The following is a 14,148-nucleotide window of genomic DNA, read 5'->3' as shown; positions in this document are numbered from 1 at the left end:
TAAGGATATGATCGCTAGGATCGAATATATTATAATATGCTATTTTTTCCGTATCAATAATAATTATTATAATAATTTTGGATAGGCATTATAAGTACGACTAATATATATAGTTATATCAATTAATTGTTATAATTTTAAAAAATCTTATGAGTTAGATATGATATAGGATTTAATCTTTTTAGTGTATTTATTAGGTTGATAAATTAATACTTTAAAAAAATATCCTTTCAAGAAGCTTATGGTGACCCCAAAAGGTTGGAGCAGAGAGATAAGTAAATTTTGATGCACGTGTAGCTCACTGCGTTTCATATAATGTTAGTAAAGCAAAATAAAAAGACTCTATTGAGAGACTTTCCCAACAGGGTTTTAACAAGGAACCACGGCTAACCTGCATTTGCCCTGGAACTGAGTCTGTAACTCGCTAAAGCTAAAAGACCTCCTCAATTTTGAGGAGGTCTTTTTAATGAACCACGGCTCACCTACGTTTGCCTTGGCATTACTTACTTGCAACATCCACAATTGCTTGGATGTAGTTGCCGGTATCGGCTAGGGTTGCGCCTGAGACGATATCAGATACGTTACCGTCTTCACCTAGGCCTTTAACTTCTTCAGCTAAAGCTTTAGCTTCTTCAACAGTTTTACCTTTAACAGCGTCAGCGATTGCTTTGTGGTTGTCAGCATAAGCTACAGTAGATTGAGCTTTTTCAGTCATCAATTTAGAGTATTGTTCGCTGTTATCAATTTTAGAAATTAAAGTTTGGCCTTCTGGATAAGCTTTACCAAATTCACCGTCAGAGTTTGGTACGCCAGTCCAGCCATCACCTTCAACGAATTGGAATTCGTCGATGAATGAACCTACAATTGTGTCACCAGCCATTGCAACAGTTACTTGAGCGAATGATTTGTCGCCATGAGCAGCTGCTAAACCTTGTTTAAGGGTGATATCTGATCCTTCAGCGCCTTCATATGAACGGCCTTCTTTAACGGTATCCATAATTAATTGGATGTAACCACCTGTATCAGCTAAAGTAGAACCAGATACAACGTCAGAGACGTTGCCGTCTTCGCCTAAACCAGCTAATTCATCAACAGTTGCTTGTAATTCATCGATGCTTTTACCTTTAACAAAGTCATAGATCGCTTGTTTGTTATCAGATAATTTTTGAGTGGCTTGAGCTTTTTCGGCCATTAATTCTGAATATTTATCAGAGTTAGCATCTTTAGAAATTAAAGTTTGGCCTTCTGGAAAAGCTTTACCAAATTCGCCATCTGCATTAGGAACAGCAGTCCAGCCGTCACCTTCAACAAATTGATATTCGTCAATGTCAACGGCAACAATTTTATCACCTTGAACTGCTACAACAGCAGAAGCAAATGATTTGTCACCATGAGGGGCACCATATTTTTGGTATAAGGTAACTGGTCCTTCTTGAGCAGCAACAATACTAGTTCCAAATAGACCAGGTTGTACGACTACCATGCTAGCAGAAGCCATTGATAAGGCTGCCACACATGATAATGACACTTTTAAAAATTTATGCATAAAAAAAAACGCCTCCTAAAAATTTTGATAATTGAAGTATAGCACATTATGAGAAAATTTTCACTATAATTATGTCAGGATTTCCGAGAAAATAAACCGTTTTCGAAATAATTTCAAAATAATAAAACCAAGTATAACAATAAAGAGAATGCTTACATGAACCTTTAAGTATAGCTTAGAGAGAGTGAAAATTTATTAATAATTTCACGAATAATGGTCAAAAAATTAAGCACAAGACTTGTAATTAAGTTAGGGTTTGATATAATGGTCAAAGATAGTCAATGTTAGTAAGGAGGGTGCTTATGAGTCGGAATATGTCCGATATTATTGAGTTGTATTTAAAAGAATTTTTGAAGAATCAAAAAGAGCTTGAGATTAAGCGCAGTGATATTGCGGAACATTTTGATTGTGTTCCTTCGCAGATTAATTACGTCATTAATACGCGCTTTACCCAAGAGCATGGCTATGTGGTTGAAAGTAAACGGGGAGGTGGCGGTTATATCCGTATCCTCAAAATTCAATTAAGCGATGATGTGGCCCAATTAAATCGTATGATTGAATTAGTCGGAGATCGGATTAGTCACCGTAAGGCTGAGAATATGATTGAAACGCTAATCAAGCAAGAAATCCTGACCTCTAGAGAAGGACGCTTGGTTTTGACCCTCCTAGACAAGGCTACTTTACAACCCGTTACGCAACAGGAACAAGAAGTCAGGGCCTATTTTTTGAAACACGTTTTAGAAGAATTAAAATATACCTATCAATAAGAGGTGAAGAATATGTTTGAAGAATTATTTACAGAATCTGCCAGACAAGCCATGATTTTTGCCGCTGAGCAGGCTTATCTATTACGCCACCAAGCGGTTGGAACAGAGCATATCCTCTTGGGGCTAGCCCGAGAAGAGGATGGCATTGCTGGTAAAGTTTTACGGGAACAAGGGGCAACTTATGATGCCTTAGTCCGTGAACTAGAAATTATCCAAGGACAAACGGCCGTGCCGAGAATGCAAGGGGAAATTGTGATTCCTTATTCTCCACGGGCCAAGAAAATTATTATGAATGCCTCCAATGATGCAAAACGTTTAGGGGCTCCTAAAGTTGGGACTGAACACTTACTTTTAGGTATGTTGAAGGAAGAAATTTATGCAACAGTCCTCTTAAAGAACTTAGGCATTGATTTAAATGATTTACGTAAGAAAACCTACAACATGATTGGTTTAGATAAGACAGACCGTCGTTCAGTCAACAGCCATCGCCGTCAACAAGAAAAGGCCGAAGCTCAAAGTAAAACCCCAACCTTAGACGCTGTGTCACGTGATTTAACGGAATTGGCTCGCCAAGATAAGCTAGATCCGGTTGTGGGCCGTGATACTGAAATTAAACGGATGGTTCAAATTATTAGTCGTCGGACTAAGAATAATCCTGTTCTTGTGGGCGAGCCAGGTGTTGGTAAGACTGCCATTGCGGAAGGTTTAGCTGAACGCATGGTGGGTGGCCAAGTGCCTCAAGATATTGCTAAGAAACGTCTCGTTATGCTAGATATTGCTTCGCTCGTGGCTGGTACCAAGTATCGGGGCGAATTTGAAGAACGGATGAAGAAAATTATCGATGAATTAAATGAAGACAGTAATGTCATTCTTTTCATTGATGAACTCCATACCTTAATCGGAGCCGGTGGGGCTGAAGGTGCTATCGATGCATCGAACATCTTAAAACCAGCCTTAGCCCGGGGTGAAATTCAAGTGGTAGGTGCAACTACTCTCAATGAATATCAAAAATACATCGAAAAGGATGCTGCCTTAGAACGTCGTTTCTCTAAGGTTCAAATTGATGAACCAAGTGTGGATGAAAGTCTGCAAATTATTGCTGGTTTAAAAGAACGTTACGAAGACCACCATCATGTTAGTATTTCGGATGATGCCCTCCAAGCTGCGGTTAAATTATCTGTGCGTTACCAATCTGAACGCCGCTTACCTGATAAAGCCATTGATTTAATTGATGAAGCCGCCGCTAAGGTCCGGATTGATAATTCTGTGGCCGAATCTTCATACAAGGCCCTTGAAAAGCAATTGGCTGAGCTTTCTAAACAGAAAGAATCTGCCATCCTAGACCGTGATTTTGAGCGGGCTGCTAGCATTCGTCAAGAAGAACAAAACATTGAAACCCAGTTAGAAGCTGCCGCTGAAAAAGATGCTAGTGATGATAAAGATAATCGTCAAGTAGTTACTGCGGATGATGTCGCAGAAGTTTTAGCTCTTGCGACAGGTATTCCAGTTCAACAAATGAAGATGACAGAATCTAAACGTCTTGTACATCTAGAAGAAGAATTACACGAACGAGTGATTGGGCAAGAAGAAGCCGTATCTTCTGTTTCACGGGCCATCCGTCGGGCCTACTCCGGATTGAAAAATCCAAACCGCCCTATCGGCTCCTTCTTATTCCTAGGTCCAACCGGGGTCGGTAAGACCGAATTAGCCAAAGCCTTAGCTTCCGCTATGTTTGGTTCTCAAGATAATATGATTCGGGTTGATATGTCTGAGTACATGGAGAAACATACCGTGTCTCGGTTAGTGGGAGCCCCTCCAGGATATGTTGGTTATGATGAAGCGGGTCAATTAACTGAACAAGTTCGTCAAAAACCTTATTCTGTTATCTTGTTAGACGAAGTAGAGAAAGCCCATCCCGATGTCTTTAATATTCTCTTGCAAGTGTTTGATGACGGCCATCTTACGGATGGTAAGGGACGCAAGGTGGACTTTAGAAATACGATTATTATTATGACATCTAATATGGGAGCAACCGCTCTAAGAGATGATAAGTCAGTTGGCTTTGGAGTTTCAGATATATCACAAGATCATAAAGCAATGCAAAGTCGGATTATGGAAGAAGTGAAACGTGGATTTAGACCAGAATTTATTAACCGGATTGACGAAATTATTGTCTTCCATGCCTTGAATAAGGAAGAAATTCGTCAAATCGTTAAGTTACAAACCAAAGAAGTCATTGCTCGCTTGAGTGATTTGGAAATTGGTGCACGTATTACTGATACTGCAGTAGATATTATTGCTGAAGCTGGTTTTGACCCAGAATATGGTGCTCGTCCAATCCGTCGTGCTATCCAAAAACAAATTGAAGATTCATTAAGTGAAATGTTATTAAAAGGTGAAATTGAACTGGGGGATGCCATTACCATTGGTGGCCGCCAAGGCGAAATCAATATTAATAACCGATCAAAATAATTTAGTCATAAGAGTGGGTGAAATGCCCGCTCTTTTTTTATTGACCACTAAGTCGCTTCGCTCAACTACTGAGGCACTTAGTCGCTTTGCCCCGAGTGTCCCAGTAAAATGCTTCTGGTTCGCCTAGGGGTCGGAAGCTATGCTATAATAAAGAAAAGGAGTGAGAAATTATGAGTAAACGTTCAAATCAATTAGTTAGTATTTTTCTAGGTGCCACTGTTGTTATTGCAGGGGCTGCCCTATACTTGTATCTTGATGAATCTGCTCGTGAAAAAGTTGAAGGGGCGCTTAACCGTGAAAAAGCAAAATATTTTATTCGTAACAAATTAAATGGATCGCCAGCTTTAGTAAATGCGGTAGATAAATTATCGGATGCCGAAATTACTACCCTAGTGAAGTTGTCCGATTCTGCTACGGATGCTAAAGACGCTGCGGTAGATTCTTTAAGTGATTTTATTGACCGAGCTAAAGCAGCTGGTAATCAAGTATCAGATAAGGTCGCAGATTACTTTAAATAGTATATTTTAACTAACATGGGTGAGATTTAAAGGGTTAGGCTTGTTGCCGCTCTCTTGGTCTCACTCTTTTTATCTTAAATTGAAAGGGGGTTGCTTATGATTCATGTTGATCAGTTACTAGAAGCCGACCGAATTCACCATGAGACATGGATGCAAGAGGCACTAAAAGAAGCAGATAAGGCTTTGGTACTTGATGAAGTGCCTATTGGCGCGGTGCTGGTTTATCAAGGTCAAATCGTTGGCCGCGGTCATAATGTTAGGGAAAGTCAAGAACGTGCCTTGGGTCATGCTGAGTTAATGGCGATTGAGACAGCTAATCAGCAATTGGGCCATTGGCGACTTGAAGAGGCTAGTTTATATGTAACCTTAGAACCTTGCCCTATGTGTGCTGGGGCCTTGATGAATTGCCGAATTAAAGAAGTGATTTATGGCGCCAGTGATTTAAAGGCAGGCTGTGCAGGTACTTTAATGAATCTGTTAGAAGAAGACCGCTTTAACCACCGAGCCCAAGTTATTCAAGGTGTGTTAGAGCAGGAATGTAGTCATAAATTATCCCAATTTTTTAAAGACTTGCGCCAACGTAAAAAAATGGCCAAGGCCAGACAAACTGAACATAAAGAGTAAACCTGTGCATAAGTATAGGTAAACTTGTGTATAAGTATCCACTTGTGCACAAAGAATGCTAGTTTAAGGCTTAAATAGAAGCTGACTGACGTGAAAGGCCTCTCGGAAACCATGACTTGTCAACAAAAAAATTTTCTTGTATAATAAGGCATGGCAATGGTGGCGTTACGAATCGAGTCAGGACCGGAAGGTAGCAGCTATAAGTAACAAAGCCATGTGCCTTTATTTGTTTATTAAGTGGGGGTTGGACTAAAAGTCCAGCTCCCTTTCTTATTATTAAGATTTCTAGTGTTGCTTTTTACTAAAATAATTTATAATAAAAATAGTACACGCTATTGTCTAATTGAGAAGTAATGGTAGCTTTTTTTATCCACCAAATTCATCAATTTCTTAGCTTGAAAGTAAGATTCTAAATGACTAATTTGGTATAATGAAACTATTATTATTTTGGATCAAGTCTATTTATCATAGCTTATTTATATTGGAAGGAGTTATCATGAGTTATCAAGCCTTATATCGGGTTTGGCGGCCGCAAACCTTTGACGAACTGATTGGCCAAAATGTCATCCAACAAACCCTAAAAAATGCGGTCATGAATCAGCAGTTAAGTCATGCTTATCTGTTTACGGGTCCGCGTGGAACAGGGAAAACTTCAGCAGCTAAGATTTTGGCCAAGGCGGTTAACTGTCAAAATCCTCAAAATGGTAACCCTTGTAATGAGTGTGAAGCCTGTCGGTTAATTAATGAAGGTCAAATTTCAGATATTATTGAAATTGATGCGGCGTCTAATAATGGGGTCGAAGAAATTCGCGACTTAAGAGATAATGTCCGCTATGCAGCCAGTCAAGCAAAATACAAGGTCTATATCATTGATGAAGTCCATATGTTAACAACCGGGGCCTTTAATGCCTTACTAAAGACCTTGGAAGAACCCCCAGCGAATGTCTTATTCATTCTAGCGACAACTGAACCGCATAAAATCCCGGAAACGATTATATCACGGACTCAACGCTTTGATTTTCATCGGATTTCGGATAAAGACTTGATTGACCGGATGGCTTATATTCTCGATACCGACAAGATTGCCTATGACCAAGAGGCTTTAGAAATTATTGCTCGGGCTGCTAAAGGGGGCATGCGGGACAGTCTCAGTCTCTTAGACCAGGCCCTATCTTATAACCGAGACCAAGTTTCTGTGGAGAATGCTTTGCAGGTTTCAGGATCAATGGACCAGCAAGAATTTGTTAAATATTTAATGGCCGTTTATAGCCAGCAAGCTCAACATGCTTTAGAGCTTTTAGATCAACAATTGGCTCAAGGTAAGCAAGCCAATCGTTTTATTGAAGAATTGGTTGTTTTTGCTCGGGATATGCTCTTGAGTCTCCATACCAAGACCAATCAAACGCTTTTGAAAGCCGATGAACTTAAGTTAATTAAGGATACAATTCCTGTAGACTATTATTACCGGGTGATTGACCAATTAAATCAGGCCCAACAACAAATGCGGTTCTCAACCCAAGCGGATATTTTTTTACAGGTGATGACCGTCGAATTAGCCTATGGTCAGCCTCAAACCGCTAGTATTTCTACCGGAGAGACCAGCATTCCTAGTGACTTTCAACAAGCTTTTGATAGTCTCCAGGCTGAGTTTTCCCACTTACGTCAGGTGGTGAACGACCAAGCAGACTTGATTAAAGATTTAAGGGCTAAGTTAGAAGTCCGGGTTAATCCAATCAATGAAAACAAGTTAGCAGCTCAGGAAAATGTATCTCAGCCTAGTAAGCTGCGGCCGCGCCCAAGACCTAGAACGAGACAAAGTCAGTATCACTTAGATCTTTATTCAATCTACGGGGTTTTAAATCAAGCGACCCGGGAAGCCATTGAGGCGATTAAAGAGCAATGGAATCAAATTATTCAAGATTTGTCTCCTCAGGATCGGGTTCCACTTTTAAATTCAAAACCTTTAGCGGCCAATGACCACGCGGTCTTGATTAGTGTTGAAAATGAAGAAAATAGTGGTTTATTGCAACATAATGCTCATTTAGCTGGTCAATTACGGGCGGGAATCCAACAAACCTTGCAGATGACTTTAGATTTAGTCTTTATTAAGCAAGCAGATTGGCCGACCACGCGGCGAAATTATACGACTATCTTAGCTAGTGCTAAGGATAAACAAGTGGATTTAAGTCCTTATAAGGATCAAAAATTAACCATTGAATATGAGATGCCTACCAGTGCGACGAGTTCGGTTGCTCAAATTACGTCGTGGACGGATGTTTATACTGATCAAGCCCTTCAAGTAAATCAAGAAGCTAAGTCAGCGCAAGACAGTGACTTGTCTGGACAAGATCATTTGCAGTTAGACCAAAATGATCAAGGATCTAGTAGTCAAGAATCGATTGCTGAAACAGCCAGTGAAGTAAAAGACCAGGCTAAACCAGAACCAGCTGCGCCACTACCCGCGTCGGTTCAAAAAGCTATCGATATTTTTGGGGAAGACAATATTAATATTATTTATGATTAAAAGCAGGAGGTGACGACCAATGATCTATGTATTTTTAGTGATTGCCATCGGGGTATTTGCCTGGGTTAATTATGACTTAAGAAGGCGGGGTCGCCAAATGGAGATGGATTCTAGTGAGGACTGGTATTTACAACGGTCTTATTTTGGTCGCTTACTGGCTAAGAATAAAAAAGAAAATACGCGGGCTTTGCGGGAAGACCGGCAAAGCTTCCAGTATGACCCTTATGAGGATTACCAAGCAAGTGAGATGAATTATCAAGCTTATGAAGCAGCCCGGAAAAAACGGACGCAAGAAAGTCAACAGGATAAGTCTTAGTTGGGATTTCATGTTATAATTAGTTATAGATTAAGAAGAATTATCATATTAGAGGAGGACTACCATGAAAGGTATGCCAAATATGGGAAACATGCAAGGCATGATGAAACAAATGCAAAAGGTGCAAAAAGAAATGCAAGCCGAACAGGCTAATCTCGAAGCTTCAGTCTTTGAAGCCCAAGATACCAACCGATTAGTACAGGTAAAAGTAAATGGTAAGAAAGAAATTATAGAATTAAATATTGCAGCAGATTTAGTTGATCCAGATGATATTGATATGTTGCAAGATTTAGTCATTGCGACAGTAAACGACGCCTTAGGACAAGTGGACCGAGCGACCGAACAAAGAATGGGTCGGTTTACCCAAGGCTTAAACTTACCTTTTTAGACCTTAGAAAGCAGGGGGATTATGCAGTATCCAGCACCAATTGCTAAATTAATTAATTCCTTTACTAAGCTACCAGGTATTGGGTCTAAAACAGCTGCCCGTCTAGCTTTTTATGTGCTTGATATGCCAGAACGGGATGTCTTAGAGTTTGCCCAGAATTTAATCAATGTGAAACGTGAACTGACCTATTGTAGCGTTTGTGGCAATATTACTGATTCAGATCCGTGTCCTATTTGCCAGGATCCTGGTCGATCTCATAAGGAGATTCTGGTGGTTGAAGATGCCCGCGATGTCATGTCTATGGAAAGAATGCAAGAATATAATGGACTATACCATGTTTTACATGGTGTCCTGTCACCGATGGAAGGAACAGGGCCCGATGATTTGAATATAGCTTCTTTAATTAAACGCCTTGAAGATCCAACCATTGAAGAAGTGATTATTGCAACCAATGCCACAGCTGAAGGTGAAGCCACGGCGATGTACCTAGCCCGCCTAATTAAGCCTGCCGGTATCAAGGTAACTCGTTTAGCGCATGGCTTGGCTGTGGGCTCTGATATTGAATATGCCGATGAGATGACCCTATATCGAGCGATTGAGGGACGTCGGGAGTTGTAAGGCTTAAGACAGGGAGGGTGTGAGTAAGTGCCAAAAAATGGTTTATTTATTAGTATTGAGGGCCCGGATGGCTCTGGTAAATCATCTGCCATTCAAGGACTAGCAACCCGGTTAAGCCAAGATGGTTTTGACCTAGTTTTAACCCGGGAACCTGGGGGTTCGCCCATTGCTGAACAGATTCGTCAAGTGATTTTAGATGTGAATAATACCGCCATGGATCCCATGACCGAAGCACTCTTGTATGCAGCTGGGCGACGACAACACTTAAAAGATACAATTTTACCTGCTTTAGCAGCTGGTAAAGTTGTAATTTCTGATCGCTTTGTGGATTCCTCCTTGGCCTATCAAGGGGTCGGACGGAATTTGAGTCAGACGGATATTTGGAATATAAACCAATATGCCATCCAAGGTCACTTACCCGATATTACCTTGTTGTTAGATGTCCCAGCAGAAGTTGGACTCAAACGCATTTATCAAGCACGTAATCAACGGCAGTTTGACCGCCTAGACCAAGAAGATCTAAGCTTTCATAATAAGGTTCGACAGGCCTTTCTTGATTTAGCCGCAGACCAAGACCGAATTCATGTGATTGATGCGCGGCAAGCGGTTGACCAGGTAGTAGAAGACGCCTTTCAAGTACTTAAGAGCTCAGGTTTATTATATTAAAGGAGTGAGTAGGATGAAATTAATTATTGCAATTGTTCAAGATCAGGATGAATCTATCTTAGGCTCTGCTTTCCGTGAAGCTAATGTTCGTGCAACTAAATTATCAACTACAGGAGGATTTTTAAAATCTGGCAATACTACCTTCTTAGTGGGTACTGAAGATGATAAAGTGAAACATGTTTTATCCATTATTGAAGATAACTGCCGTCAAAGAGAACAATATGTGGCAACACCCGCCAATTATGATATTAACTTAGATATGACTGCTTCTTTTCCGGTGAAAGTAGATGTCGGTGGTGCGATTGTCTTTGTAATGCCAATTGATGAATTTCACCGTTTCTAAGACTTAAGGAGGAACTATGTTAGATGCATACTTTAGCCAGTTAATTGCCCAACAAAATTTAGCCCATGCTTATGCATTTGTTGGTTTGGCCTATGAGGAAAAATCTGACTTGGTTCGTCACATTCTAAAAGAATTAGTCAATGCTGATTTTTCCGACCCTGATCAAGTTGCCAGTTTACATGCGCGGATTGATCAGGGTCAGTTTGCGGATTTTTATCAATTAAGTCCGAATGGGCGTAATATTCAAGTTGATCAAGTACGTGAGTTAAAGCAATGGCTTTCCCTCTCACCTGTTGAAGTTGATTTCAAGTTGGCCGTGGTAGACCAGGCACAACTCTTAAATGCTTCTTCTGCTAATGCTATGTTGACTTTCTTGGAAGAACCTTTAGACCAAGTGTATATTATTTTATTTTGTCAACAATTTGAGGATTTACTGCCAACAATTCAATCGCGAGTCCAAGCAATTTATTTCCAAGAAGAAAGTGGGTCTACCAAGCAAGTCAAGTGGTTAGCGCCTGGTATTCAAATAGACCACGCAGCTTTATTAGCCCGACTCAGCCCTCAATTTGATGAAAACTTTGTAGCTGCTTATGAAGCCAATGACTTCGAGAAATGGTTGAAGCAAGTCCATTATTATTATAAATCACTCCTCTTGAAAGACCGACGAGCCTTTGTTCAAGTTGAAACTGGTCTAAAGCCTTTTATCAATAAACGGAATGATTCCTTGAATTATCGTAGGGCACTATTAAGTGCGGATTATTTATTGCTCTTAAATCATGCTTTAATTATGTTAATGACCAATCCGGATTGGGCAGATCAACAAGACCTAGTTGGGACCTATATGTTAAAGTCTTGGCTCAAGGAAGAGAAATTCTCTCTGCAGGCACTTTTTCGAATGAATCGCTTAATCTTAGATTTAAAAGAAAAAATACAAGCAAATGTGAATCCACAATTGGCTTATGAATATTTAGCCCTAGCAGCAGGACAGCCGATATAGAAGGAGGGGAGTCCATGGATAATCAAGCAATAATTAATTTATTAGATGAGGCCGAGAACGATTTAATTCGTTTAAATGATAAGGTTGCTCAATTAAGAAAGGCCATTGATGACTTAAACGCTGAAAATAATCAATTAAGGATGAGAAACCATGCTTTGAATGACCAACTCATAGAAGCCAAACAAAATGATTTAAATCCAGAACAAAATAATCAAGAACTAGCTGACTTATCGGTAGGGGATACTCAACCAGCGGCTCCGGCGATTAATGGTAAAGCCCGACTACAATCCTTTTATGATGAGGGAATCCATATTTGCCATTTGTATTTTGGCTCACCGCGTCATTCGGATGAATCTTGTATTTTTTGTCAGACCGTTTTAGATAGTCTTGAGGAGCAATAACACTTATGGCTCTTCAAAAGCAAGTCCCATTAAAAGACCAAGAACGGTTAGATTATTTTAAACGGGAGAATATTCATCTTATCCAAAGTAAGGCTTACTTTGCTTCTTCCTTAGATGCAGTCTTATTAGCTGACTTTATTAAACTACCTCATAGTCGTCCCTTTCATTATATTGACTTTTGCAGTGGCAATGGGGTGATTCCCTTACTCTTAGCGCGTAAGAGCCACTCTCCTTTGACAGGTTTGGAAATTCAATCTGAACTAGTGGATATGGCCAGACGGTCAGTTGCATTAAATGATTTAGGCGATAAAGTCTCTTTTATTGAAGGGGACCTCAAGGATTTTACGCGCCCACTAGGGATTCAATATGACATTGTATCCTGTAATCCACCCTATTTTATTGTGGCTAACTCACAAGAAGTTCATCATCAGTCTAGTCATGCTATCGCCCGCCATGAAATTCTCTTAACCATGGATGACTGGGTACTTAAGGCTAAGCAAGTGATGCGTGACCGGGGTAAACTCTATATTGTTCACCGGCCAGACCGGCTCGACGATTTGTTTACGACCCTTTTAAAATATGGCTTTGCGGTCAACCGGTTACGGTTTGTCTATCCCAAAGTAGGAAGTCAGGCAAATATTATTCTAATTGAAGCGATTTACCAAGGGGGCCGTCATGGTGTCAAAGTTGAGCCTGGTCTAATTGTTTATCAAGCTCCCAATGTTTATAGTGAAGAAATGCAGGCGATTTATTATGGCTGATCAGGGCCGCAGTTTTTATTTTTATGTCTTGTTATGCCAGGACCAGAGTTTATATGCAGGCTATACGGTTGATTTAGATGCCCGCCTATTAAGCCACAATCAGGGTAAGGGGGCAAAATACACCCGTTTGCAAAGTCGTCGTCCGGTTACCATGGTCTATGCGGAAGAATGGGCGACCAAGTCACTTGCCATGCAAGCAGAGTATTATTTTAAACAAAAAAGTCGCCCACAGAAACTAGCTTATTTAGCCCAGCATGGCCAAAGGGATATCAACAGTGGTCAGCGTATTTTTGTCTCAAGACTTAAGGAGACAGCCTATAAGGAGGAAGTCAATGCAGATTCAACAAAGTTATAAAGACTTGTCCCGTGGGTGCTTATATTTAGTCCCGACTCCAATAGGTAATTTAGCCGACATGACCTATCGAGCTGTAAAGATACTCAAGGAAGTCGATTATATTCTTGCTGAAGATACCCGGCAAACGATTAAGCTTTTACAGTATTATGATATCGAAAAGCCCCTAAAAAGTTTCCACGATCATTCGAGCGAGGACCGGGTTGCAGCTATATGCCAGGAAGTTGGCCAAGGTAAACGTTTAGCGCTCGTATCTGATGCTGGAATGCCTTTGATTAATGATCCGGGTCACCCTTTAGTCCAGGCCTTGCTAGCAGATGATTTGCCAGTGATTGCACTACCGGGTCCCAATGCAGCTTTAACTGGGCTAGTGGCCTCAGGACTTGAGGCGGCGAGTTTTACCTATTGGGGTTTTTTCCCACGCCATCAGTCAGATCAAGTCCGGGTCTTAGAGGCAGTGGGTCAGGCTCAAGCAACGGCTATTTTTTATGAGTCACCTTACCGGGTCAAAGACCTTGTAAAACAAGTTGGCCAAGTTTTAGGACCGCAAACCAAAATGGTGATTGCGCGAGAATTGAGTAAATTATATGAATCTTTCTTACGGGGAACGCAGACTGAGTTAGCGACTTATCTAGACCAAGAAAGTCTAAAAGGCGAAATAGTGGTCTTGATTCAAGGGGGGCACTTAGCCAATCAAGTCTCAGACCAAGTATTATTACCCTATAAAGAGCAAGTGGAGATGTTGATGGCTCAAGAAGGCTTATTAGCTAAGGATGCAATTAAAAAAGTAGCTAAACAAAGACAGGTTAAAAAACAAGACGTTTATAACGCCTATCATCAAATTGAGGATTAGTA

16 protein-coding genes and 1 other RNA gene are annotated in these 14,148 nt (G+C 40.5%); 16 read left to right on the top strand and 1 reads right to left on the bottom strand.

The genetic code is table 11. The annotated features are described in order from the left end of the window. Positions 1–499: 499 nt before the first annotated feature. Entirely contained in the window at positions 500–1,546 is a 1,047-nt protein-coding gene (locus tag G396_RS09855) for a hypothetical protein (RefSeq protein ID WP_006418920.1), read from the bottom strand. Positions 1,547–1,848: 302 nt separating this feature from the next. Between G396_RS09855 and G396_RS0101630 the strand changes: the two genes are divergently transcribed. From G396_RS0101630 to rsmI, 16 genes are all read left to right on the top strand, one after another. After that, the gene (locus G396_RS0101630; protein WP_006418791.1) at positions 1,849–2,313 is read left to right on the top strand and encodes a CtsR family transcriptional regulator; all 465 of its coding nucleotides are present in this window, start codon (positions 1,849–1,851) and stop codon (positions 2,311–2,313) included. A gap of 12 nt (positions 2,314–2,325) precedes the next feature. Then, a complete protein-coding gene (locus G396_RS0101625) occupies positions 2,326–4,785 on the top strand; it encodes an ATP-dependent Clp protease ATP-binding subunit (RefSeq protein WP_028124842.1) in 2,460 nt (819 codons plus the stop codon). A 170-nt stretch (positions 4,786–4,955) separates the two neighbouring features. Further along, positions 4,956–5,303, top strand: coding sequence for a hypothetical protein (locus G396_RS0101620; RefSeq protein WP_028124841.1), 348 nt, complete (start codon positions 4,956–4,958; stop codon positions 5,301–5,303). Between the two features lie 96 nt (positions 5,304–5,399). Further along, complete coding sequence (gene tadA, locus G396_RS0101615) at positions 5,400–5,927, top strand: tRNA adenosine(34) deaminase TadA (protein WP_034907395.1); 528 nt, start codon at positions 5,400–5,402, stop codon at positions 5,925–5,927. Between the two features lie 143 nt (positions 5,928–6,070). Next, positions 6,071–6,165: signal recognition particle sRNA small type (gene ffs, locus G396_RS11135), an RNA gene on the top strand. A 258-nt stretch (positions 6,166–6,423) separates the two neighbouring features. Next, the gene (dnaX, locus tag G396_RS0101610) at positions 6,424–8,451 is read left to right on the top strand and encodes a DNA polymerase III subunit gamma/tau (RefSeq protein ID WP_028124839.1); all 2,028 of its coding nucleotides are present in this window, start codon (positions 6,424–6,426) and stop codon (positions 8,449–8,451) included. A gap of 19 nt (positions 8,452–8,470) precedes the next feature. Further along, positions 8,471–8,767, top strand: a complete 297-nt coding sequence (locus tag G396_RS0101605) for a hypothetical protein (RefSeq protein ID WP_006418979.1) — start codon at positions 8,471–8,473, stop codon at positions 8,765–8,767. A 73-nt stretch (positions 8,768–8,840) separates the two neighbouring features. Further along, a complete protein-coding gene (locus G396_RS0101600) occupies positions 8,841–9,155 on the top strand; it encodes a YbaB/EbfC family nucleoid-associated protein (protein WP_028124838.1) in 315 nt (104 codons plus the stop codon). Positions 9,156–9,176: 21 nt separating this feature from the next. Beyond that, entirely contained in the window at positions 9,177–9,773 is a 597-nt protein-coding gene (gene recR, locus G396_RS0101595; RefSeq protein ID WP_006418767.1) for a recombination mediator RecR, read from the top strand. A 27-nt stretch (positions 9,774–9,800) separates the two neighbouring features. Beyond that, on the top strand, positions 9,801–10,439 hold the full coding sequence (gene tmk, locus G396_RS0101590) for a dTMP kinase (RefSeq protein ID WP_006418887.1): 639 nt from the start codon (positions 9,801–9,803) through the stop codon (positions 10,437–10,439). 13 nt (positions 10,440–10,452) lie between these two features. After that, positions 10,453–10,782: a cyclic-di-AMP receptor gene (locus G396_RS0101585; protein WP_006418956.1), complete on the top strand. Its 330-nt coding sequence runs from the start codon at positions 10,453–10,455 to the stop codon at positions 10,780–10,782. 16 nt (positions 10,783–10,798) lie between these two features. After that, complete coding sequence (locus tag G396_RS0101580; protein ID WP_028124837.1) at positions 10,799–11,779, top strand: hypothetical protein; 981 nt, start codon at positions 10,799–10,801, stop codon at positions 11,777–11,779. 14 nt (positions 11,780–11,793) lie between these two features. Next, on the top strand, positions 11,794–12,180 hold the full coding sequence (locus G396_RS0101575; protein ID WP_028124836.1) for an initiation control protein YabA: 387 nt from the start codon (positions 11,794–11,796) through the stop codon (positions 12,178–12,180). Positions 12,181–12,185: 5 nt separating this feature from the next. Further along, complete coding sequence (locus G396_RS0101570) at positions 12,186–12,941, top strand: tRNA1(Val) (adenine(37)-N6)-methyltransferase (protein ID WP_006418937.1); 756 nt, start codon at positions 12,186–12,188, stop codon at positions 12,939–12,941. Beyond that, the gene (locus G396_RS09850; RefSeq protein WP_051221053.1) at positions 12,934–13,296 is read left to right on the top strand and encodes a GIY-YIG nuclease family protein; all 363 of its coding nucleotides are present in this window, start codon (positions 12,934–12,936) and stop codon (positions 13,294–13,296) included. Before G396_RS0101570 ends, G396_RS09850 begins: the two co-directional genes overlap by 8 nt. Beyond that, positions 13,274–14,146, top strand: coding sequence for a 16S rRNA (cytidine(1402)-2'-O)-methyltransferase (gene rsmI / locus G396_RS0101560; protein ID WP_028124835.1), 873 nt, complete (start codon positions 13,274–13,276; stop codon positions 14,144–14,146). Before G396_RS09850 ends, rsmI begins: the two co-directional genes overlap by 23 nt. The last annotated feature ends 2 nt before the right edge of the window (positions 14,147–14,148 follow it).

Origin of the sequence: Eremococcus coleocola DSM 15696, from assembly GCF_000428865.1 — a bacterium.
Lineage (GTDB): Bacteria > Bacillota > Bacilli > Lactobacillales > Aerococcaceae > Eremococcus > Eremococcus coleocola.
This window is presented reverse-complemented; position numbering and strand designations above follow the sequence as displayed.

Bases quoted from the DNA above. Each gene is read 5' to 3' on its own strand.
- G396_RS09855 (WP_006418920.1), bottom strand. From the start codon at position 1,546: ATGCATAAATTTTTAAAAGTGTCATTATCATGTGTGGCAGCCTTATCA.
- G396_RS0101630 (WP_006418791.1), top strand. From the start codon at position 1,849: ATGAGTCGGAATATGTCCGATATTATTGAGTTGTATTTAAAAGAATTT.
- G396_RS0101625 (WP_028124842.1), top strand. From the start codon at position 2,326: ATGTTTGAAGAATTATTTACAGAATCTGCCAGACAAGCCATGATTTTT.
- G396_RS0101620 (WP_028124841.1), top strand. From the start codon at position 4,956: ATGAGTAAACGTTCAAATCAATTAGTTAGTATTTTTCTAGGTGCCACT.
- tadA (WP_034907395.1), top strand. From the start codon at position 5,400: ATGATTCATGTTGATCAGTTACTAGAAGCCGACCGAATTCACCATGAG.
- dnaX (WP_028124839.1), top strand. From the start codon at position 6,424: ATGAGTTATCAAGCCTTATATCGGGTTTGGCGGCCGCAAACCTTTGAC.
- G396_RS0101605 (WP_006418979.1), top strand. From the start codon at position 8,471: ATGATCTATGTATTTTTAGTGATTGCCATCGGGGTATTTGCCTGGGTT.
- G396_RS0101600 (WP_028124838.1), top strand. From the start codon at position 8,841: ATGCCAAATATGGGAAACATGCAAGGCATGATGAAACAAATGCAAAAG.
- recR (WP_006418767.1), top strand. From the start codon at position 9,177: ATGCAGTATCCAGCACCAATTGCTAAATTAATTAATTCCTTTACTAAG.
- G396_RS0101585 (WP_006418956.1), top strand. From the start codon at position 10,453: ATGAAATTAATTATTGCAATTGTTCAAGATCAGGATGAATCTATCTTA.
- G396_RS0101580 (WP_028124837.1), top strand. From the start codon at position 10,799: ATGTTAGATGCATACTTTAGCCAGTTAATTGCCCAACAAAATTTAGCC.
- G396_RS0101575 (WP_028124836.1), top strand. From the start codon at position 11,794: ATGGATAATCAAGCAATAATTAATTTATTAGATGAGGCCGAGAACGAT.
- G396_RS0101570 (WP_006418937.1), top strand. From the start codon at position 12,186: ATGGCTCTTCAAAAGCAAGTCCCATTAAAAGACCAAGAACGGTTAGAT.
- G396_RS09850 (WP_051221053.1), top strand. From the start codon at position 12,934: ATGGCTGATCAGGGCCGCAGTTTTTATTTTTATGTCTTGTTATGCCAG.
- rsmI (WP_028124835.1), top strand. From the start codon at position 13,274: ATGCAGATTCAACAAAGTTATAAAGACTTGTCCCGTGGGTGCTTATAT.